We start from the raw sequence: 19,568 nt of genomic DNA, 5'->3' as shown, positions 1-19,568 counted from the left end.
AGCGTGAGGGAAACGCCCGGTTACATTCCGAACCCGGAAGCTAAGCCTCACAGCGCCGATGGTACTGCAGGGGGGACCCTGTGGGAGAGTAGGACGCCGCCGAACAATCTTTGGAGGACCCCTGGTCACCAGCGTTCAGCTGGGACCGGGGGTCCTTTTGTTTTTACAATGCTTGTGGTACCGAAGACAGGAGTCACCATGTCCACCAACTCTCCCGACGACCGACCGGAGCGCGACCAGCGGCGACGGGACAGTGGTGACCGGGGTGACCGTGGCGGCTTCCGTCGCGACAACGACCGGCGCGACACCGACCGCCGCGACAGCGACCGGCGTGGTGGCGACCGTGGTGGCTACGGCCGCCGTGACGATCGCCGTGATGACCGCCGGGACGACCGTCGTGACGACCGCCGTGGTGGCGGTTTCCGCCGCGAGGGCGAGCGGGGCACGCGTCCAGGGTTCCAGCGGGATGACCGCGACCGGGGTGAGCGTGGCGGGTTCCGTCGCGACGACCGCCGTGACGACCGTGGGGACCGCCCGTCCTTCCGCCGTGACGACCGCGGTGACCGAGGCGACCGCCCGTCCTTCCGCCGGGACGACGACCGTGGCGGCTACGGCCGGCGCGATGACAACCGTGGCGGTGGCTACGGCCGCCGTGACGACCGGCGTGACGACCGCGACCGCGGTGAGCGCGGTGGCTTCCGGCGGGACGACCGGCGTGATGACCGACGCGATGACCGTCGGGACGACCGCAGGGATGACAGCCGTGGCGGCGGCTACCGCCGTGAGGGCGACCGGGGTTCGCGCCCGGCCTTCCGTCGGGACGATCGGCGTGACGACCGTCGCGATGACCGCCGTGACGACCGTGGGGACCGCGGTTTCCGCCGTGACGACCGCGGTGACCGAGGCGACCGCCCCTCCTTCCGCCGGGACGACGACCGTGGCGGTTTCCGTCGTGATGACCGCAACCGTGGCGACGACCGTGGCGGTTTCCGTCGTGACGACCGGCGCGACGAGAACCGAGGTGGCTTCCGTCGCGACGACGACCGTGGCGGCTTCCGTCGCGACGACGACCGTGGCGGCTTCCGCCGCGACGACCGCCGCGACGACCGCGACCGTGGTGACCGCGGTGGCTTCCGGCGGGACGACAGCCGTGGTGAGCGCGGCGGCTTCCGTGGCCGTGACGGCAGGGACGACCGTGGGGGCCGTGGGCCGCGCAGGGACGACCGTGGTGACCGCGGTGGTCGCCCCGGTGGCTTCCGGGGGCGTGACGGCCGGGACGACCGTCGGGACGACCGCCGTGGCGGTGGTCGGTTCCGTGATGAGCGGGACCGGGACCGGGAGCCGATCAAGCGGCTGCCGATCCCGGAGGACGTCACCGGCGACGAGATCGACAAGGACGTCCGGCAGGAGCTGCAGAGCCTGCCCAAGACGCTCGCGGAGGACGTCGCCAAGAACCTGGTGATGGTCGCCCGGCTCATCGACGAGGACCCCGAGGGTGCCTACGGCTACTCCAAGGTGGCCCTGCGCCTGGCGTCCCGCGTGGCCGCCGTGCGCGAGGCCGCGGGGTTCGCCGCGTACGCGAACCAGAAGTACGGCGAGGCGCTCGCCGAGTTCCGGGCCGCACGGCGGATGACCGGCACCGTGGACCTGTGGCCGGTGATGGCCGACTGCGAGCGCGGGCTCGGCCGGCCGGAGAAGGCGCTGGACATGGCCGGCGCCCCCGAGGTGCACAAGCTGGACAAGGCCGGTCAGGTCGAGATGCGGCTCGTCGCCGCGGGTGCCCGGCGTGACATGGGCCAGCTGGACGCGGCCATCGTGACCCTGCAGAGCCCCGAGCTGGCCTCCAACTCGGTGCAGCCGTGGACCGCTCGCCTGCGCTACGCGTACGCGGACGCCCTGCTGGCCGCCGGCCGGGAGCGCGAGGCGCGGGAGTGGTTCGCGAAGGCCGTCGAGGCCGACCGGGACGGCAGCACGGACGCCTCCGACCGGCTCGCCGAGCTGGACGGCGTGGAGTTCGTCGACGCCCTGTCCGAGGACGACGAGGACGGCGCGGACAGCGAGGACGCGGCCGACGGGTCCACCGACGCCTCCCCGGAGGACGGCGACAAGGACTGACGTCGGTCACCTGGAAGAGGGCAGGCTCCCGGCGGAGTCTGCCCTCTTCCGTGTGCCGGCGGCCCGTGCGTCGACGTCCGCTGCCGGCTCAGATCTCCAGTGCCCGCAGCACCAGCCCCGAGGCCGGTTTCGGGCCGAACGACGTCGACTTCCGGGGCATCGTCACGCCCTGCCGGGCCAGGTCGCGTACGACCTCCTCGCGGACCGGGTGCATCAGGACGGCCGTACCGCCGTCGCGCTCCGCCTTCTCGACCGTCGCGGCCGTGTCGTGGATGTAGGCGATGTGGGCCGGGGAGTCCTCGGGAATGTGCCAGACGTGGTCCAGCAGCGTGGCGTGCAGGACCGTGGCGTCCAGGGCGCGCCAGGCGGCCGGGCGGTCGGCGGGGACCGTGCGGGCCAGGAGGTCGGGATCCGGGCGGTCGAGCAGGTGGAAGGCGCCGTCGCCGGCGAGCAGGAAGGCGTTGCCGGCGCAGGCCGCGTCCGCCAGCGTCTCCAGTGCCTCGGGAAGGGGTTTGTCGAGGTGCCGTACCCGGAACAGGCCGTCCACGGCCGCCAGCGCGTCCGCGACCGGCAGGCCGTGGAGCAGCCGGTGGATCGCGCGGACGCGCAGCGGGTAGCGGGCGGTGTCGACCAAGAGGACCAGGCCGTAGTCCCAGGGGCTGGGGGAGGGGTGTTCCAGGCGCAGCCGGCGGTAGGTGGCCCAGCGGTGGTGGCCGTCGGCGATGAGGGCCTGGCGGCCGGCGAGGTCGGTCTGGACGCGGGCCAGTTCGTCGGGGTCGGTGATGGACCACAGGCGGTGCCGGAAGCCGTCCTCGGTGGTCGTGGCGAGCAGGGGCGGACGGTCCGCCGTACGCTCGACGACCTCGGCCGCCGCGCCGTCGCCCCGGTAGGTCAGCAGCAGCGGCTCCAGGTTCGCGCGCGTGGCCCGCATGAGGGCCGCGCGGTCGGCGACCACGGGCGGCATGACGTCCTCGTGCGGGAGCACCACGCCCTCGGCGGGCTCGGTGACCCGCAGGGTGCCGATGATGCCGCGTTGGAGCATGCCGTCGCCGTGCCGCTGCTCGTACACGTAGAGGCCCGGCTCGGGGTCGGCCGTGAGGATGCCCTCGTCCAGCCAGCGGCGCAGCGTGTCGGCTGCCTGCTCGGTGCGGGCGCTGGGGGTGCCGGCCTGGGGCAGGATCAGCCGGACGATGTTGTGGGGGTCGGCCGACTGGAGGTGGTGCAGGCCGTCGGGGCGTACGACGACGTCGTAGGGCGGGGAGGTGACGGAGGCGAGGCTGCCGACCCGGTCGGGGTCGTAACGAAGACCTCGGAACGGGGTGAGTTCCAGGCCTCGACGCGGTGTCGCCTCCCAGTGACCTGCTGTGTTCATCCCGGCATCGTACGTGTGTCAGTGGCGTGCGGGATGATCGGGGGAAAGGCGAGTGAACGAGGAGCGATGTGGACATGAGCCAGGGCGTCAGGACGAGGCCCGAGGGCAGTGGGCAGCCCCTGAACGAGGCGTACGACACGGCGCTGCTCGATCTGGACGGGGTGGTGTACGCGGGCGGGAGCGCGATCGCGCACGCGGTCGACTCGCTGGCGGTGGCCCGGTCGGGTGGAATGCGTCTCGCGTACGTCACCAACAACGCGCTGCGGACGCCGGACGCGGTGGCCGGGCATCTGACGGAGCTGGGCATACCGACGGGAGCGGACGATGTCATCACCTCCGCGCAGGCCGTCGCGCGGCTGATCAGCGAGCAGGTGCCGGCCGGGGCGCGGGTGCTGGTGATCGGTGGTGAGGGGTTGCGGGTGGCGCTGCGTGAGCGGGGTCTTACGCCGGTGGAGTCGGCGGACGACGACCCGGCGGCGGTCGTGCAGGGCTACGGCGGGCCGGATCTGCCCTGGGGGCGGTTCGCGGAGGCGTCGTACGCCGTACGGCGGGGTGTGCCGTGGTTCGCGTCGAACACGGACCTGACGATTCCGAGCGGGCGGGGCATCGCGCCGGGCAACGGGGCGGCCGTCGAGGTCGTGCGGATCGCGACGGGCGCGGAGCCGCAGGTCGCGGGCAAGCCGCTGCCCCCGATGCACCGGGAGACGATCATCCGGACCGGTGCCGAGCGGCCGCTGGTGGTCGGGGACCGGCTGGACACGGACATCGAGGGCGCGTTCAACGGCGGGGTGGACTCCCTGCTGGTGCTGACCGGGGTGACCGACGGGGCGCAGTTGCTCGCCGCGCCGCCGCAGCACCGGCCGACGTATGTGGACGCGGATCTGCGCGGGCTGCTCACCGGGCAGCCGGATATCACCCGGGAAGGTGACGGTTTCCGTTGCGGCGGGTGGACGGCGGCTGCCGGGGCGGACCGTCTGGAGCTGACGGGTGACGGCGAGCCGCTGGACGGGCTGCGGGCGCTGTGCGCGGCGGCCTGGACGGCGGCGGGGGAGGATTCCTGCGCGCTGGACGGGGAGAAGGCGCTGGCCCGGCTGGGGCTCTGACGGTCCCCCAGCGGAAAGCGGGCGGAGGTCGCGGGAACCGGGGATCGAGATCGGATGCGAGGGTAGGCTAACCTAACCTCGTGTTGGTCGACAGTCCTCCGGAACAGCGCGCGGAGACCGCCCCCGCGCCCCCAACCCGCCGGGCGGCGAGGGCCCTTGGGCTCCTGCTCTCGGTCGTGCTCCTGGTGCTCGTCGCTCTGGCGAGCATCGCGATCGGGGCGAAACCGCTGGCGCTGGACCAGGTCTGGCACGGACTGTTCCACGACACGGGGACGTACGGCGACGTGGTCGTCGACGAGCGGCTCTCGCGCACGGCCCTCGGTCTGCTGGCCGGTGCCGCGCTCGGCCTGTCCGGCGCGGTGCTCCAGGCACTGACCCGCAACCCGCTGGCCGAGCCCGGGCTGCTCGGCATGAACGCGGGCGCCTCCGCCGCCGTCGTGACGGCCATGACCTGCTTCGGCGTCACCAGCCTCAGCGGCTATGTGTGGTTCGCCTTCCTCGGCGCGGCGGCGGTCGGCGCGCTGGTGTGGTTCCTCGGCGGCAGCCGGGGCGCCACCCCGGTACGGCTCGCGCTCGCCGGCACGGCGATCAGCGCGGCCCTGTACGGCTACCTCCAGGCCGTGATGATCACGGACGGCGCGGCCCTGGGCAAGATGCGCTTCTGGACGGTCGGTTCGCTGGTCTCGGCCACGAACTCGACCATCGCGCAGGTCCTGCCGTTCTTCGCGGTCGGCACGGTCCTCGCGCTCGCCCTGGCCCGGCCGCTGAACGCCGTGGAGATGGGCGACGACACCGCGCGCGCCCTCGGCGCGAACCTCGACCGCACCCGGGCGCTGGCCATGCTGGCCGCCGTGGTGCTGTGCGGTGCCGCGACCGCCGCCTGCGGCCCCATCGTCTTCGTCGGCCTGATGGTCCCGCACGTCGTGCGCTCCTTCACCGGCCCCGACCTGCGCTGGATCCTGCCGTACGCCACGGTCCTGGCGCCCGTGCTGCTGCTGGGCGCCGATGTCATCGGCCGGGTCGTCGCCCGCCCCGCCGAGCTTCAGGTCGGCATCGTCACCGCGATCATCGGCGGCCCGGTCTTCATCTTTCTCGTACGACGGCGGAGGACGGCCCAGCTGTGAAGACACACTCCAGGAGCCGTGCCGTACGCACCCCCGGCGGGCTCTCGCTGCGCCTGGACCCGCGTGCGCTGGTCGTCGTCGTGCTGCTGCTCGCCGCGGCCTGCGCCGCCGGTGTGGCGTTGATCGGCACCGGCGAGGCGAGGATCCCGGCGGCCGACGTGCTGCGGACGCTCGCCGGGAACGGCACCGCCTACCAGGACTTCATCGTCAACGAGCTGCGGCTGCCGCGGGTCCTCGTCGGCCTGCTGGTCGGTGCCTCGCTCGGCCTCGGCGGGGCGCTGTTCCAGTCGGTCTCCCGCAACCCACTGGGCAGCCCGGACGTGCTCGGCCTGTCGCAGGGGTCGACGGCCGGCGCGCTCGTCGTGATCGTGCTGATGTCCGGCAGCGCCTCCCAGGTGACCGTGGGCGCGCTGGCCGGTGGCCTGGCGACCGGTCTCGCCATCTACGCGCTCGCCTGGAAGCAGGGCGTGCACGGATACCGGCTGGTGCTGGTCGGCATCGGCGTCAACGCGGTCATGACGGCGGTCAACGGCTATCTGCTCACCAAGGCCGACCTGGTCGACGCGACCCGCGCGGTGGTGTGGATGACCGGTTCCCTGAACGGCCGGGGCTGGGACCAGGTCTGGCCGCTGCTCGGGCTGTGCGCCGTCCTCGTCCCGCTGGTCCTCGCCAACGCGCGCGGCCTGCGGATGATGGAGATGGGCGACGACATCTCCAACGCGCTCGGCGTGCGGGTGCAGCGCGTCCGGCTCGTGCTGCTGGTCTGCGCCGTCCTGCTCGTCGCCGCCGCCACGGCCGCCGCGGGCCCCGTCAGCTTCGTCGCGCTGACCGCGCCGCAGCTCGCCCGCCGCCTCACCCGCTCGCCGGGGCCGAACCTGGTGCCCTCGCTGTGCATGGGGGCGACGCTGCTCGTCGCCGCCGACTGGGCCTCCCAGCGCGCCTTCGGCGCCGACCAGCTGCCCGTCGGCGTGGTCACCGGGGTCCTCGGCGGCGCCTACCTGCTGTGGCTGCTGGTGACCGAGCGCCGGGCGGGCCGGATATGAAGCGCGCGCAGGGCCCGGCCGGAAGCGGCGCGCACCCGAACACCCCTAGGAGCACTGTGAAGCGCCTGTCCGCGGAGAACGTCACACTCGCCTACGACCAGCGGGTCATCGCCGAACAGCTGTCGGTGGAGATCCCCGACAACTCCTTCACGGTGATCGTCGGCCCGAACGCGTGCGGCAAGTCGACGCTGCTGCGGGCGCTGTCGCGGATGCTCAGGCCCAGCCAGGGCCGGGTGCTGCTGGACGGGCAGGCCATCCAGTCGATGCCCGCCAAGAAGGTCGCGCGGACCCTCGGCCTGCTGCCGCAGTCATCCGTCGCGCCCGACGGCATCACCGTCGCCGACCTCGTCGGCCGCGGCCGCTACCCGCACCAGGGCCTGCTGCGCCAGTGGTCGGCGGAGGACGAGCGGGTCGTGCGGGAGTCGATGCGGCAGACCGGGGTGGCGGAGCTGGCCGAGCGGTACGTGGACGAGCTGTCCGGCGGGCAGCGGCAGCGGGTGTGGATCGCCATGGCGCTCGCCCAGCAGACCCCGCTGCTGCTCCTGGACGAGCCGACCACCTACCTGGACATCCAGCACCAGATCGACGTCCTCGACCTGTGCGCCGAGCTGCACGAGGAGCAGGGCCGGACGCTGGTGGCGGTGCTGCACGACCTCAATCACGCCGCCCGTTACGCCACCCACCTCATCGCCCTGCGCGGCGGCACGGTGATCGCGGAGGGCGCCCCGAACGACATCGTCACGGCCGAGCTGGTCGAGGAGGTCTTCGGGCTGCGCTGCCAGGTCATCGAAGACCCGGAGACGGGCACCCCGCTGGTGGTGCCGGCGGCCCGGAAGGCACGCGCGGAGAGGGCCACGGCGGCGTCCTGACGGCAGCCGTCGGAGAAGGTCACGGCGGCCTCTTTGTGATGCTCGGAGAAGGTCACGGCGGCCTCTTTGTGATGCTCGGAGAAGGCCACGACGGCCTCCTGGCGACGCGGGCGCCTACAGCAGCTTCCGGAGCCGGAACAGGTCCAGCAGGCTCGCCTCCAGCTTCACCCGGCCCGAGCCCCAGGCGGTCGCGAAGTTCAGCTCGCCGCCCACCAGGGCCACCAGGTCGTCCCCGGCCATGGCGAGCCTGATCTGCGCCTTCTCGCGCGGCGGGCCGGGATGCGTCTCGTCGACCTCGATCCGGCCGCCGGTCATCCGGCCCGCGAAGGTGACGTCGAGATCGGTGATGTGGCAGCTCACCGAGCGGTCGAGCGCGGCGGCCGCGCGCACGTCGCCCTCGGCCCCCTGCATGTTGTCCGAGAGCTTCCCCAGTGCGGCGCGGCATTCCTCGATCGTGGCCATCGCCCACGACGGTACCCCAGGGGTTCGGGGTAGCGTCTGGGCATGAGCGAGTCCGTGTCCGAGGCCGACATCGACACCGAGGCGGCGCCCGCGTACGACCCCGCGGCGCCCGCCCCCCTGAACGTCCCGCGCACCCCCACCGGCAACGCCGAGGTCGACGCCCAGCTCGACCGGCTCGCCGACGCCGACCACCTCGCCACCGACGGCCATGTCGAGGTGTACGAGGATGTACACCGGGGGCTGCGCGACGCGCTGACCGCGCTCGACGCCCGCCCGGGACCCGCGGCCCCCTCACCGTCGTACCACCAGAGCAGGAGCTGAACCGAACGTGGCAGGAGTCGCACGCCGCCGTCTCGACGCGGAGCTGGTCCGCCGGAAGCTCGCCCGCTCGCGCGAGCACGCCAGCCAGCTGATCGCCGCCGGCCGGGTCACCGTCGGCAAGACCGTGGCGACCAAGCCGGCCACGCAGGTGGAGACCGCGGCGGCGATCGTCGTCCAGGCCGACGACAGCGATCCCGACTACGTCTCCCGGGGCGGGCACAAGCTCGCCGGCGCGCTGGCGGCCTTCGTACCGCGGGGGCTCGTCGTCGAGGGCCGGCGCGCCCTGGACGCCGGCGCGTCCACCGGCGGCTTCACCGACGTCCTGCTGCGCGCGGGCGCCGCCCACGTCGTCGCGGTGGACGTCGGCTACGGACAACTCGCCTGGTCCCTGCAGAACGATGAACGCGTCACCGTCAAGGACCGTACGAACGTACGCGAGTTGACGCTTGAGGCGATCGATGGGGAACCTGTGGGTCTTGTCGTGGGCGATCTGTCCTTCATCCCGCTCGGGCTGGTGCTGCCCGCCCTGAAGCGGTGCGTGACGCCGGACGCCGACCTGGTGATGATGGTCAAGCCGCAGTTCGAGGTGGGGAAGGAGCGGCTCGGCAGCGGGGGAGTCGTACGGAGTCCGCAGCTGCGGGCGGAGGCCGTGCGAGGAGTGGCCGAGAAGGCGTGGGAGCTGGGGCTCGGGGTGCAGGGTGTCACCGCCAGCCCGCTGCCCGGCCCCTCGGGGAACGTCGAGTACTTTCTCTGGCTGCGGTCGGGGGCATCCCAGGTGGACCCGGCCGACGTCGACCGTGCAGTGGCGGAGGGGCCGCGTTGACACAGAACCTGGCGCGTACTGTTTTCCTGCTCGCCCACACCGGGCGGCCCGCGGCGATCCGCAGTGCGGAACTCGTCGTCAAGGGCCTGCTGCGGCATGGCATCGGGGTGCGGGTGCTGGAGGAGGAGGCGCGCGACCTGCCGCTCCCGGACGAGGTGGCCCTCGTCAAGGAGGCGACCCCGCAGTGCCTGGACGGGTGCGAGCTGCTGATCGTGCTGGGTGGTGACGGCACGCTGCTGCGCGGCGCCGAGTTCGCGCGGGCCTCCGGGGTGCCGATGCTCGGCGTCAACCTCGGGCGTGTCGGGTTCCTCGCGGAGGCCGAGCGGGACGACCTCGACCGGGTCGTGGACCGGGTGGTGGCGCGCTCGTACGAGGTCGAGGAGCGGATGACCGTCGACGTCGTGGTGCACCGCAACGGCGACATCGTGCACACCGACTGGGCCCTGAACGAGGCGGCCGTGCAGAAGGCCGGCGCCGAGAAGCTGCTGGAAGTCGTCCTGGAGATCGACGGGCGGCCGGTCACGGGCTTCGGGTGCGACGGCGTCGTGCTGTCCACCCCCACCGGGTCCACGGCGTACGCCTTCTCCGCCGGGGGACCGGTGGTGTGGCCGGAGGTGGAGGCCCTGCTGATGGTGCCGATCAGCGCGCACGCGCTGTTCGCCAAGCCGCTGGTCACCTCGCCGGACTCGGTGCTGGCGGTGGAGGTGCTGCCGCACATCCCGCCGGGGGTCCTGTGGTGCGACGGGCGGCGGACCGTGGAGCTGCCGCCGGGGGCGCGGGTCGAGGTGCGGCGGGGAGCAGTGCCGGTACGGCTGGCCCGGCTGCACCATTCGTCCTTCACCGACCGTCTTGTCGCGAAGTTCGCGCTGCCCACCACGGGATGGCGGGGCGCGCCCCACCACCCCTCGGAGTGACATAGGCGGGCCATGTGCGTTCCCGGCCCCGGACCTCGTATGGTCTGTTCCGTGTTGGAGGAGATGCGGATACGGTCGCTCGGGGTCATCGACGATGCCGTTGTCGAGCTGTCGCCGGGGTTCACCGCCGTCACCGGTGAGACGGGTGCGGGCAAGACCATGGTGGTCACCAGCCTGGGGCTGCTGCTCGGCGGCCGGGCGGACCCGGCTCTCGTGCGGATCGGGGCGGAGAAGGCGGTGGTGGAGGGGCGGGTCGCCGTACCCCCCGGCGCCGCCGCCGTCGTGCGTGCCGAGGAGGCCGGGGCCGAGCTGGACGACGGTGCCCTGCTGATCAGCCGTACCGTTTCCGCCGAGGGCCGCTCCCGGGCGCACCTGGGCGGGCGCAGCGTGCCCGTCGGGCTGCTCGCCGAGCTGGCCGACGACCTGGTGGCCGTGCACGGGCAGACCGACCAGCAGGGGCTGCTGAAGCTGTCCCGGCAGCGGCAGGCGCTCGACCGGTACGCGGGCGACGCCGTCGCCGTGCCGCTCGCCAAGTACGGCGAGGCGTACAAGCGGCTGCGGGCCGTCTCCGCCGAGCTGGAGGAGATCACCACGCGCGCGCGTGAGCGGGCGCAGGAAGCCGACATGCTGCGGTACGGGCTCGACGAGATCGCCGCCGTGGAGCCCCGGGCCGGCGAAGACGTGGAGCTGGCCGAGGAGGCCGACCGGCTGGGGCACGCCGAGGCGCTGTCGTCCGCCGCGACGGCCGCGCACGCCGCTCTCGCGGGCAATCCGGAGGACCCCGAGGGGATCGACGCCTCGACCCTCGTCGCGGGCGCACACCGGGCCCTGGAGGCCGTGCGGTCGCACGATCCGGCACTGTCCGCGCTCGCCGACCGGATCGGGGAGATCGGCATCCTGCTCGGTGACGTGGCGGGTGAGCTGGCGGGGTACGCCGACGACCTCGACGCCGACCCGCTGCGGCTGGCCGCGGTGGAGGAGCGCCGGGCCGCCCTGAACGCGCTGACCCGCAAGTACGGGGACGACGTCGCCGGCGTCCTGGCCTGGGCCGAGCGGAGCGCCGCGCGGCTCACCGAGCTGGACGGCGACGACGAGCGGATCGAGGAGCTGACGGCCGAGCGGGACGCGCTGCGCACCGAGCTGGGCGGGCTCGCGCAGGCGCTGACGGACGCGCGGACGGAGGCCGCCGAGCGGTTCGCCGCCGCCGTGACCGCCGAGCTGGCGTCGCTGGCGATGCCCCACGCGCGCGTGTCCTTCGACATCCGCCAGACCGAGGACCCGGAGGGCGTCGAGGTCGGCGGGCGGACGGTCGCCTACGGCCCCTCCGGCGTGGACGAGGTCGAGCTGCTGCTCGCCCCGCACCCTGGCGCCCCGCCGCGGCCCATCGCCAAGGGCGCGTCCGGCGGTGAGCTCTCCCGTGTGATGCTGGCCGTGGAGGTGGTGTTCGCGGGCACCGACCCGGTGCCGACGTACCTCTTCGACGAGGTCGACGCGGGTGTCGGCGGCAAGGCGGCGGTCGAGATCGGCCGGCGGCTGGCGAAGCTCGCCAAGACCGCGCAGGTCGTCGTGGTCACCCACCTGCCCCAGGTCGCCGCGTTCGCCGACCGCCAGCTGCTGGTGGAGAAGACCAACGACGGCTCCGTGACCCGCTCCGGGGTGAAGGTCCTGGAGGGCGAGGAGCGCGTGCGCGAGCTGTCCCGCATGCTGGCGGGCCAGGAGGACTCCGAAACGGCCCGCGCCCACGCGGAGGAACTCCTGGCGACGGCCAAGGCGGACCTGTAGCGCCGGGTGCGCCGGGGCGGGTGCCGGCCGGCCGTTGCCGGGACCTCCGGCTGGTGCGCCCTCAGGGTGATGCGGTGATCGTACGTGCGGACAGGAAGGGTGCCTTCGGGACGGCCGCGCTGCTGGCGCGTGCGGCCTGTGCCGGGCTCCGTGAGGCCGCTCCCGGTGGGCGGGAGCGCTGGCAGCGGACGAACCACGCCGGGCGGACCGTGGGGCTGTACGCCGGGCCCGCAGCGGTGCTCGGGGCGGCGGTCGCGGCGGGGCGGGTGCGTCCGGTGGCCGGGTTCGCGGTGCTGGCCGCCGGGGCCTGCGGGGCGTACGACGACCTCGCCGGGGATCACCGGCGGGGCTTCCGGGCGCATCTGAGGGCCCTGCGGGACGGCGAGGTCACCACCGGTGCCGTGAAGTTGTCCGGGATATCGGCGGCCGGGCTGGTGGCGGGGGCGCTGATGCGGGAGCGTCCGCTCGACAAGCTGCTCGGCGGGGTCGTGATCGCCGGGGCGGCCCATCTGGTCAACCTCCTCGACGTGCGGCCGGGGCGGGCCGCCGGCGCGGTGCTCGTGCTCGGGGCGCCGGGGCTGGTGCGGGAGTGACCGGGGGCCCGGCTGGCCGCCGGGGCGATGGGGGCCGCCGCGGCCCTGCTGCCCGACGACCTAGGCGAACGCGTCATGCTCGGGGACACGGGGGCGCACGCCCTCGGTGCCGCACTGGGGGCGGCCGTGGTGGCGGGAAACGGGCGCGCGGGATTGCTCGCGCACGCCGTCGCCCTGGTGGCCGCGGCCCGGTACGGGGACCGGGTCAGCGCCTGGGCACGCGCCCGGTGAGCGGCTGACCTCGCCGTATGCCCTCGCACACCGTTCGGCCGCGGCAGGCGTTCCCTCACCCGTGTGGGTGATGTGCTCCGGCGCATTGCCCCGGCCCGCCGCACGGTGCGCCCTCCTGGATGTCCCTGAACGGCCGTACGTCCTGGCATGCTTGACAGGGAACGCGGGGCGGGCGGCGGGTACGGACGGTCCGCCCGGGAGGCGCGCGGGGTGCGTCCTTCCGCCCCCCTGAGCCCGCTACCTTCTGTACGTTTCCTCGTGACCACCCCACGTGAACCTCGTGCCCGTCCCCGTGAACCAGGAGCCCCGGCCCCGTGAGCCCCCTGAGCAGGAACGCACCGCACGGCCAGTCGCCGCTGCGCACCGTGCAGGTGCTCGGCGGAGGCAACGCCGGCAGCAGCGCGCACGTGCGCTCCCTGGCCGAGGGACTGGTGGCGAGGGGCGTGCGGGTGACCGTATGCGCCCCCGTCGAGGCCGATCACGCCTACGACTTCATCGGGGCCGGCGCCGAACACGTGCACGTGCCGCGCAGCAGCGACCCCGTCTCCGTGGCCGCGCTCCGGACGGCCTGCGCGAACGCCGACCTGGTGCACGCGCACGGCCTGCACGCCTCCTTCCGGACCGTGCTCGCGCTCAGCGGTCGCACCACGCCGCTGGTGGTCACCTGGCACAACCGGGCCCACGCGGAGGGCCCGCGGGCGCATCTGCTGCGGCTGCTGGAACGGCGCGTGATGAGGACCGCGGCCGTGGTCCTCGGCACCAGCCCCGACCTGGTCGACCGGGCCCGGCGGACCGGCGCGCGCGACGCCCGGCTCGCGGCCGTCGCCCTGCCGGGCCGGCACCGCACCGGCGGCCTCCTCGACGCCGACGCCCCCGACCTCGGCACCCTGGACGCCTTCGACGGCCCCGACCGCGACGACCCCGACCGGCTGCGGCCCAAGACCCGGGCCGAACTCGGCGCCACCGGACGCCCGTTGCTCATCGCGGTCGGCTCCCTGGACCGGCACCGCGGCTACGACGTCCTGCTCGACGCGGCCCGTGCCTGGCGCGACCTCGACCCGGTGCCGCTGGTGGTCGTCGCGGGGGAGGGACCGCTGCGGCCGGTGCTGCAGCGGCGGATCGAGGACGAGGAGCTGCCAGTGCGGCTCATCGGGCACCGCGAGGACGTGCCCGAGCTGCTCGCCGCCGCCGACCTCGCGCTGCTGACCAGCAGTTGGGAGTCGCGGTCCGTCCTCGCACAGGAGGCGCTGCACGCGCGCGTGCCGCTCGTCGCCACCCGGGTCGGCGGCATCCCGGACCTCGTCGGCGACGCGGCCGAACTCGTCCCGTACGGCGATCCGCAGGCCCTCGCCGACACCGTGGTACGGCTCCTCGCGGACCCGGAGCGGTGCGCGGTGCTGCGCGAGCGCGGGACGCGGCAGGCCGCCACCTGGCCGACCGAGGACGAGACCGTCGCCCAAGTGCTCAGCGTCTACGACGAGTTGACGCAGCCGAGGCCACTGGCCTGACCGGGCTCAGGGCACGTGCCGGCGCGCCCTGAGGGCCAGGCTCAACGCCAGTACCGTCTGCGGGTCGTCCAGGTCGGTGCCCAGCAACTCCCCGATCCGGGCGAGCCGGTTGTACAGCGTCTGCCGGTTGAGATGCAGTTCGCGGGCCGTCTCCGCCTTGCGCCCGGCGTGCGCCAGATAGGTCTCCAGGGTCGGCAGCAGCGGCGGCCTGGAGCGGCGGTCGTGATCGCGCAGCGGGCCGATCGCCCGGTCCACGAAGGCCGCCAGGTCCGGGTGGTCACGCAGCCGCCACAGCAGCAGGTCGATGTCGAGGCGCCGGGCGTCGTACCAGGGCCGGTCGGTCAGGCCCTGGGCCGCCGTCGCGGTCTCCGCCGCGTGCCGCAGCCCCGCCGAGGCCGCCGCCCAGCCGCCCGCCACCCCGACGACCACCACCGGCGATGGCGAGCCCGGCCGGCGCATCCCGGCCCGCTCCACCCCGGCCCGCAGCGCCGCCGCCACCCGGTCCGCGACCGCCGACCGCTCCGACTCCGAGCGCAGCCCCAGCAGCACCAGCACCCGGCCCTCCACGGGCCGCACTCCCAGCAGCACCGGCACCCCCACCGCGGCCAGTTCCTCGGAGACCGCGCGGGCCAGCACCGCCCAGCCCCCGCCGGGGGAGAGGCTGTCCCCGATCCGCATCACCACGGGCAGCAGCGGGCTGTCGCCGGGCTTGAAGCCGAGCACCCGGGACTGCGCGGGGGCGTCCTCCGCCGCGATCCGGCCCTCGGCGAGATCGGTGAGGAAGTCACCGCGCCCGCGCGCCGCCAGCTCCTCCTCCTGCCGGGCCTGCATCAGCACCACCGCCAGGATGCCCGCGGCCCGCTCGGCGGCGATCCGGTGCACCGGGGCCAGCGGTGAGCGCACCGGCAGCAGCACCAGGCGGGCGCGCACGGCACCGGCGGTCCCGGGCCCGCCGCCGGGCACGTCCACCAGCACCGACCCGCCGGGCGGCGGGGCCTGCTTGTGCGGGCCGCGCAGCCCCTCCCACACCTGGAGCGGGTCAGCGCCCTCGGGCCCGGCTCCGGCGGCGTACAGCAGCCGGCCGTCGGCGGTCTCCAGGAACACCGGGTTGTCGCCGAAGCCGGCCAGGATGTCCAGCACCTGCGGCACCCCGCCGCCGCCCAGCAGGGCCTCGGTGCAGCGCCGGTGCACCTCCTCCGCGCGCTGGAGCAGTGCGTAGTGGCCGTTGACGATCTCGGTGTGGATCTCCTCGGTCACCGTCACGAACGGCACCTCGCGGTGCAGCTGGACCAGCGGCAGCCCGGCCGTCCGGGCCGTGTCCACCAGGGCGGCGGGCAGCCGGGCGAAGCGCGGACCCAGCTCCACCACCAGGGCGGCGATCCCGCGCTCGGCGAGGGTGCGCACGAACGCCCGCTGCTCGGCCGGCCGGGTGCCGAGGCCGTAGCCGGTGGTCAGCAGCAGCTCGCCGCCCTTGAGCAGCGAGGCGATGTTCGGGACCTCGCCCGCGTGCACCCAGCGCACGGTGCGGCCGAGCCGGTCGGCGCCCGCCAGCACCTCCGGCAGCCCGCTGCGCAGTCCGGGCAGCTCCAGCGCCCGCTGCACGGTGATCCCGGCGCCCTGGGTGTCGGATCGGTGGTCCGTACGGCTGTCCATGCGGCGACGCTACCTGCGACGACGCCCTCAGGACAGCCACCGGCGCACGGCCGCCGCCTACACCGGCCGGATGTTGTGGTTGAAGCGGAAGACGTTGTCGGGGTCGTAGCGCCGCTTCACCTTCGCCAGGCGCAGGGTGTTCCCGGCACCCAGGCCCGCGCGGACCCGCTCGGGGCCCTCGTCGCCGATGAAGTTGAGGTACACCGCCCCCGTGCTCCACCGCCGCAGGCCGGCGCGCACCTCCCGCACCCAGCCGATCGCCCGCTCGTCGTCGGCCGGGTCCGGCCAGATGGCGAGGGGGTGCGCCGCCCAGGGCGCGTCCCGGTACGGCACCGGGTACTCGTGCGGACCCGCCGCGACGGCCCCGCCCTGCGGGAACAGCAGGTGCAGGGTGGGACTCGGCACCGGCATGCCGTCCGCGCGGGCGCAAAAGGCGTCCACGGCCTCGTCCGGCAGCCCGGTCAGACACTCCGCCGACCAGTGGTTGCGCAGCCCCGCCGGCTGGTCGAGCAGGCACTGCGCATCGGCGTACGGCATGTCACCGGCCAGCTCGACCTCGTGCGGCAGCGCGAGCAGCGGCTCGGCGAGCCCCCGCAGCTGGTCCTCGCCGCCGGCGTACGTCAGCAGGGCCGCGCACAGTGGCGTGCCCACCAGCTCCGGCGGGGTGAACTCCGCGGGCGGCCCGGTGAGGTACAGCGCCGCGCCGCCCACCTCGTCCGGCCCGGTGCGGAAGATCTCGCGGAAGGTGCGGAGCACGTCCGGTCCGACGTCCGGCGGGAACAGCAGCAGGACGATCGAGAACTCCGGCAGCTCGTGCAGCCGCAGGGTGAGCGCGGTGGCGACGCCGAAGTTGCCGCCCCCGCCGTGCAGCGCCCAGAACAGCTCGGGGTTCTCGTCGGCGCTCGCGTGCACCCGCTCGGCGTCGGCGGTCACCAGCTCGACGGCGATGAGGTTGTCCACGGCGAGGCCGAAGGCGCGGTCCAGCCAGCCGGTGCCGCCACCGAGGACGAAGCCGCCGACGCCGGTGGTGGAGGCCCGCCCGCCGGTGGTCGCGAGACCGTACGGCTGGGTGGCGCGGTCCAGATGGCTCATCGTGGCGCCGCCCTCGATGCGGACCGCCTCGGCCGCCGGGTCGACGGTCACCCGGTGCATCCGGCGCAGGTCCACCACGAGCGCGCCGTCGCCCAGCGCCGTACCGGCCACGCCGTGGCCGCCGCCGCGCACCGCGATGTGCAGATCCAGGTCCCTGCCGAAGCGCACGGCCCGCACCACGTCGGTCGCGTCCGCGCACTGCGCGATCACCGCGGGCCGCCGGTCGACCATCGCGTTGAAGACCGCGCGGGCCTCCTCGTAGCCCGGGTCCCCGGGGGCGAGCACATCGCCGACCAGTTCCTCGCGCAACGCGGCGAGGGCCGCGCCCGCCTTCGAGAGGGGAGCCATGGCCGCCCCCTTCCGGCAAAGGGGCATCTGTCCGGTTCCAGCGTAGGCGGACGGCGCCGCCCGAAGGGGCGCGGGGAACTGCGCGACGAGCCCCGACGCGCCCGCAGCCGGCCGGAGACCCCCGCACGGCGCGCCTGGCGGAGCGTCTAGCCGCCGTACGCGCCCGACGCGGTCAGCCGCAGGGCCGTGTCGATCAGCGGGACGTGGCTGAACGCCTGCGGGAAGTTGCCCACCTGGCGCTTCAGGCGCGGGTCCCACTCCTCGGCGAGCAGACCGAGGTCGTTGCGCAGCGCGAGGAGCTTCTCGAACAGCTTGCGGGCCTCGTCGACGCGGCCGATCATCGCCAGGTCGTCCGCCATCCAGAACGAGCAGGCCAGGAACGCGCCCTCGTCACCCGGCAGGCCGTCGACGCCCGCGCGGTCGCCCTCCGTCGGGTAGCGCAGGATGAACCCGTCCGGGGTGGACAGCTCGCGCTGGATGGCCTCGATGGTGCCGATCACCCGCTTGTCGTCCGGCGGCAGGAAGCCCATCTGCGGAATGAGCAGCAGAGAGGCGTCCAGCTCCTGGGAGCCGTAGGACTGGGTGAAGGTGTTGCGCTCCTTGTCGTAGCCCTTCTCGCACACGTCCCGGTGGATGTCGTCGCGCAGTTCCTTCCAGCGCTCCAGCGGGCCGTCCGCGTCACCGGACTCGATCAGCTTGATCGTGCGGTCGACGGCGACCCAGGCCATCACCTTGGAGTGCACGAAGTGCCGGCGCGGGCCGCGCACCTCCCAGATGCCCTCGTCCGGCTCCTGCCAGTGGTCCTCCAGGTAGCGGATCAGCTTCAGCTGGAGCAGGGAGGCGTAGTCATTGCGGGCGAGCCCGGTCATGTGGCCCAGGTGCAGGGCCTCGGTGACCTCGCCGTACACGTCCAGCTGGAGCTGGTGCGCGGCGCCGTTGCCGACCCGGACCGGGGCCGAGCACTCGTAGCCGGGCAGCCAGTCCAGCTCGGCCTCGCCCAGCTCGCGCTCACCGGCGATGCCGTACATGATCTGCAGGTTCTCCGGGTCGCCGGCGACCGCGCGCAGCAGCCACTCGCGCCAGGCGCGGGCCTCCTCGCGGTAGCCCGTGCGCAGCAGCGAGGACAGGGTGATCGCCGCGTCCCGCAGCCAGGTGTAGCGGTAGTCCCAGTTGCGCACACCCCCGATGTCCTCGGGCAGGGAGGTCGTCGGCGCCGCGACGATGCCGCCCGTGGGGGCGTAGGTCAGCGCCTTCAGGGTGATCAGCGAGCGGATCACCGCCTCGCGGTACGGCCCGTGGTACGTACAGTGCTCGACCCACTCGCGCCAGAAGTCCTCCGTGGCCTCCAACGAGGCCTCCGGCTCCGGCAGCGGCGGCGGCTGCTTGTGCGACGGCTGCCAGGAGATGGTGAACGCGATCCGGTCACCCGGGGCGACCGTGAAGTCGGCGTAGGTGGTGAGCGCCTTGCCGTAGGTCTCGGCCTCGGTGTCGAACCACACCGAGTCCGGTCCGGCGACGGCCACCGTGCGTCCCTCGTGCTTGTGCACCCACGGCACCACCCGGCCGTAGGAGAACCGCATCCGCAGGGCCGAGCGCATCGGGACCCGGCCGGTGACGCCCTCCACGATCCGGATGAGCTGCGGGGCACCGTCACGCGGGGGCATGAAATCGGTCACACGGACCGTGCCGCGCGGGGTGTCCCACTCGGATTCCAGGATCAGCGAGTCGCCGCGGTAGCTGCGCCGGGCGGCCGTGGGCGGCTTGGCGTCCGCGGCGTGCGCCGGTCCGAGCCGCCAGAAGCCGTGCTCCTCGGTGCCCAGCAGGCCGGCGAAGATGGCATGCGAGTCGAAGCGGGGCAGGCACAGCCAGTCCACCGTGCCATCCCGGCAGACCAGCGCCGCGGTCTGCATGTCTCCGATGAGTGCGTAGTCTTCGATGCGCCCGGCCACGTGCAACTCCAGTCGAACGGCCACGTCACACCCCCGCGCAGGGGGCTGTCGCTAGTGCGGTCAAGGGATCGTTGTTAAGCGTCGTTGAGCGGTGAAGCAAAGCAGCCCGCCGAGCCCTGAGGCAAACACGACAGTCCTTGCTCAACGAACTGCCGCGCTCTCGTTGTTCCGGGTGATGTTGGCGGGGGTGTGCCGTCGTTCCGGCCGGGCTCGGCAGCCAATGTCCGAGCAGGATACGACGCACGCAGATGATCTGCGTGCCGCTC

15 protein-coding genes, 1 rRNA gene and 1 pseudogene are annotated in these 19,568 nt (G+C 74.0%); 12 read left to right on the top strand and 5 right to left on the bottom strand.

Features of this window, described 5'->3' with window-relative positions:
* Both rrf and ACH4LD_RS14460 read left to right on the top strand, forming a co-directional pair.
* A 5S ribosomal RNA gene (gene rrf / locus ACH4LD_RS14465) occupies nucleotides 1-105 on the top strand; the annotation flags it as partial.
* A 1,248-nt stretch (nucleotides 106-1,353) separates the two neighbouring features.
* Nucleotides 1,354-2,115 (top strand): hypothetical protein, encoded by a 762-nt coding sequence (locus ACH4LD_RS14460; protein ID WP_398055961.1) that lies wholly within the window; start codon nucleotides 1,354-1,356, stop codon nucleotides 2,113-2,115.
* An 88-nt stretch (nucleotides 2,116-2,203) separates the two neighbouring features.
* On the opposite strand, the gene ACH4LD_RS14455 is transcribed toward ACH4LD_RS14460, so the two are convergent.
* Nucleotides 2,204-3,487: a DUF1015 domain-containing protein gene (locus ACH4LD_RS14455; RefSeq protein WP_398055672.1), complete on the bottom strand. Its 1,284-nt coding sequence runs from the start codon at nucleotides 3,485-3,487 to the stop codon at nucleotides 2,204-2,206.
* Nucleotides 3,488-3,561: 74 nt separating this feature from the next.
* On the opposite strand from ACH4LD_RS14455, the gene ACH4LD_RS14450 reads away from it, so the two are divergent.
* From ACH4LD_RS14450 to ACH4LD_RS14435, 4 genes are all read left to right on the top strand, one after another.
* The gene (locus ACH4LD_RS14450) at nucleotides 3,562-4,590 is read left to right on the top strand and encodes an HAD hydrolase-like protein (RefSeq protein WP_398055673.1); all 1,029 of its coding nucleotides are present in this window, start codon (nucleotides 3,562-3,564) and stop codon (nucleotides 4,588-4,590) included.
* 80 nt (nucleotides 4,591-4,670) lie between these two features.
* Complete coding sequence (locus ACH4LD_RS14445) at nucleotides 4,671-5,714, top strand: FecCD family ABC transporter permease (RefSeq protein WP_398055674.1); 1,044 nt, start codon at nucleotides 4,671-4,673, stop codon at nucleotides 5,712-5,714.
* A complete protein-coding gene (locus ACH4LD_RS14440; protein ID WP_398055675.1) occupies nucleotides 5,711-6,757 on the top strand; it encodes a FecCD family ABC transporter permease in 1,047 nt (348 codons plus the stop codon). The genes ACH4LD_RS14445 and ACH4LD_RS14440 overlap by 4 nt, the downstream gene beginning before the upstream one ends.
* Nucleotides 6,754-7,626: an ABC transporter ATP-binding protein gene (locus tag ACH4LD_RS14435; protein WP_398055676.1), complete on the top strand. Its 873-nt coding sequence runs from the start codon at nucleotides 6,754-6,756 to the stop codon at nucleotides 7,624-7,626. Before ACH4LD_RS14440 ends, ACH4LD_RS14435 begins: the two co-directional genes overlap by 4 nt.
* A 114-nt stretch (nucleotides 7,627-7,740) precedes the next feature.
* Here ACH4LD_RS14435 and ACH4LD_RS14430 read toward each other — a convergent pair whose 3' ends face one another.
* A complete protein-coding gene (locus ACH4LD_RS14430) occupies nucleotides 7,741-8,088 on the bottom strand; it encodes a sterol-binding protein (protein ID WP_398055677.1) in 348 nt (115 codons plus the stop codon).
* A 42-nt stretch (nucleotides 8,089-8,130) separates the two neighbouring features.
* On the opposite strand from ACH4LD_RS14430, the gene ACH4LD_RS14425 reads away from it, so the two are divergent.
* The 6 genes and pseudogenes from ACH4LD_RS14425 (at nucleotide 8,131) to ACH4LD_RS14400 (ending at nucleotide 14,260) form a co-directional block, all read left to right on the top strand.
* Nucleotides 8,131-8,409: a hypothetical protein gene (locus ACH4LD_RS14425; protein WP_132786334.1), complete on the top strand. Its 279-nt coding sequence runs from the start codon at nucleotides 8,131-8,133 to the stop codon at nucleotides 8,407-8,409.
* A 7-nt stretch (nucleotides 8,410-8,416) separates the two neighbouring features.
* Nucleotides 8,417-9,232, top strand: coding sequence for a TlyA family RNA methyltransferase (locus ACH4LD_RS14420; protein WP_398055678.1), 816 nt, complete (start codon nucleotides 8,417-8,419; stop codon nucleotides 9,230-9,232).
* Entirely contained in the window at nucleotides 9,229-10,146 is a 918-nt protein-coding gene (locus ACH4LD_RS14415) for an NAD kinase (protein ID WP_014671839.1), read from the top strand. The genes ACH4LD_RS14420 and ACH4LD_RS14415 overlap by 4 nt, the downstream gene beginning before the upstream one ends.
* Before the next feature lie 39 nt (nucleotides 10,147-10,185).
* Entirely contained in the window at nucleotides 10,186-11,928 is a 1,743-nt protein-coding gene (recN, locus tag ACH4LD_RS14410) for a DNA repair protein RecN (protein WP_398055679.1), read from the top strand.
* 74 nt (nucleotides 11,929-12,002) lie between these two features.
* Nucleotides 12,003-12,752: pseudogene (locus ACH4LD_RS14405) on the top strand (hypothetical protein).
* A gap of 314 nt (nucleotides 12,753-13,066) precedes the next feature.
* Nucleotides 13,067-14,260, top strand: a complete 1,194-nt coding sequence (locus tag ACH4LD_RS14400; protein ID WP_398055680.1) for a glycosyltransferase family 4 protein — start codon at nucleotides 13,067-13,069, stop codon at nucleotides 14,258-14,260.
* Between the two features lie 6 nt (nucleotides 14,261-14,266).
* Here the strand turns inward: ACH4LD_RS14400 and ACH4LD_RS14395 are convergent, their stop codons facing one another.
* From ACH4LD_RS14395 to ACH4LD_RS14385, 3 genes are all read right to left on the bottom strand, one after another.
* The gene (locus tag ACH4LD_RS14395; protein ID WP_398055681.1) at nucleotides 14,267-15,913 is read right to left on the bottom strand and encodes a PucR family transcriptional regulator; all 1,647 of its coding nucleotides are present in this window, start codon (nucleotides 15,911-15,913) and stop codon (nucleotides 14,267-14,269) included.
* A gap of 57 nt (nucleotides 15,914-15,970) precedes the next feature.
* Nucleotides 15,971-17,353 carry an FAD-binding protein gene (locus tag ACH4LD_RS14390; protein ID WP_398055682.1) on the bottom strand — a complete coding sequence of 461 codons (1,383 nt, stop codon included), beginning with the start codon at nucleotides 17,351-17,353 and terminating at the stop codon, nucleotides 15,971-15,973.
* 146 nt (nucleotides 17,354-17,499) lie between these two features.
* Nucleotides 17,500-19,302 carry a glycoside hydrolase family 15 protein gene (locus ACH4LD_RS14385; RefSeq protein ID WP_103812271.1) on the bottom strand — a complete coding sequence of 601 codons (1,803 nt, stop codon included), beginning with the start codon at nucleotides 19,300-19,302 and terminating at the stop codon, nucleotides 17,500-17,502.
* Between the last annotated feature and the right edge of the window lie 266 nt (nucleotides 19,303-19,568).

It is taken from the genome of Streptomyces sp. NPDC017676 (assembly GCF_044329325.1).
Taxonomy (GTDB): domain Bacteria; phylum Actinomycetota; class Actinomycetes; order Streptomycetales; family Streptomycetaceae; genus Streptomyces.
The sequence above is the reverse complement of the archived record's forward strand: the minus strand, read 5'-3'. Positions and strand labels throughout refer to the sequence as shown.

Bases quoted from the DNA above. Each gene is read 5' to 3' on its own strand.
- ACH4LD_RS14390 (WP_398055682.1), bottom strand. From the start codon at position 17,353: ATGGCTCCCCTCTCGAAGGCGGGCGCGGCCCTCGCCGCGTTGCGCGAG.
- ACH4LD_RS14435 (WP_398055676.1), top strand. From the start codon at position 6,754: ATGAAGCGCGCGCAGGGCCCGGCCGGAAGCGGCGCGCACCCGAACACC.
- ACH4LD_RS14455 (WP_398055672.1), bottom strand. From the start codon at position 3,487: ATGAACACAGCAGGTCACTGGGAGGCGACACCGCGTCGAGGCCTGGAA.
- ACH4LD_RS14395 (WP_398055681.1), bottom strand. From the start codon at position 15,913: ATGGACAGCCGTACGGACCACCGATCCGACACCCAGGGCGCCGGGATC.
- recN (WP_398055679.1), top strand. From the start codon at position 10,186: ATGGTCTGTTCCGTGTTGGAGGAGATGCGGATACGGTCGCTCGGGGTC.
- ACH4LD_RS14450 (WP_398055673.1), top strand. From the start codon at position 3,562: ATGAGCCAGGGCGTCAGGACGAGGCCCGAGGGCAGTGGGCAGCCCCTG.
- ACH4LD_RS14425 (WP_132786334.1), top strand. From the start codon at position 8,131: ATGAGCGAGTCCGTGTCCGAGGCCGACATCGACACCGAGGCGGCGCCC.
- ACH4LD_RS14430 (WP_398055677.1), bottom strand. From the start codon at position 8,088: ATGGCCACGATCGAGGAATGCCGCGCCGCACTGGGGAAGCTCTCGGAC.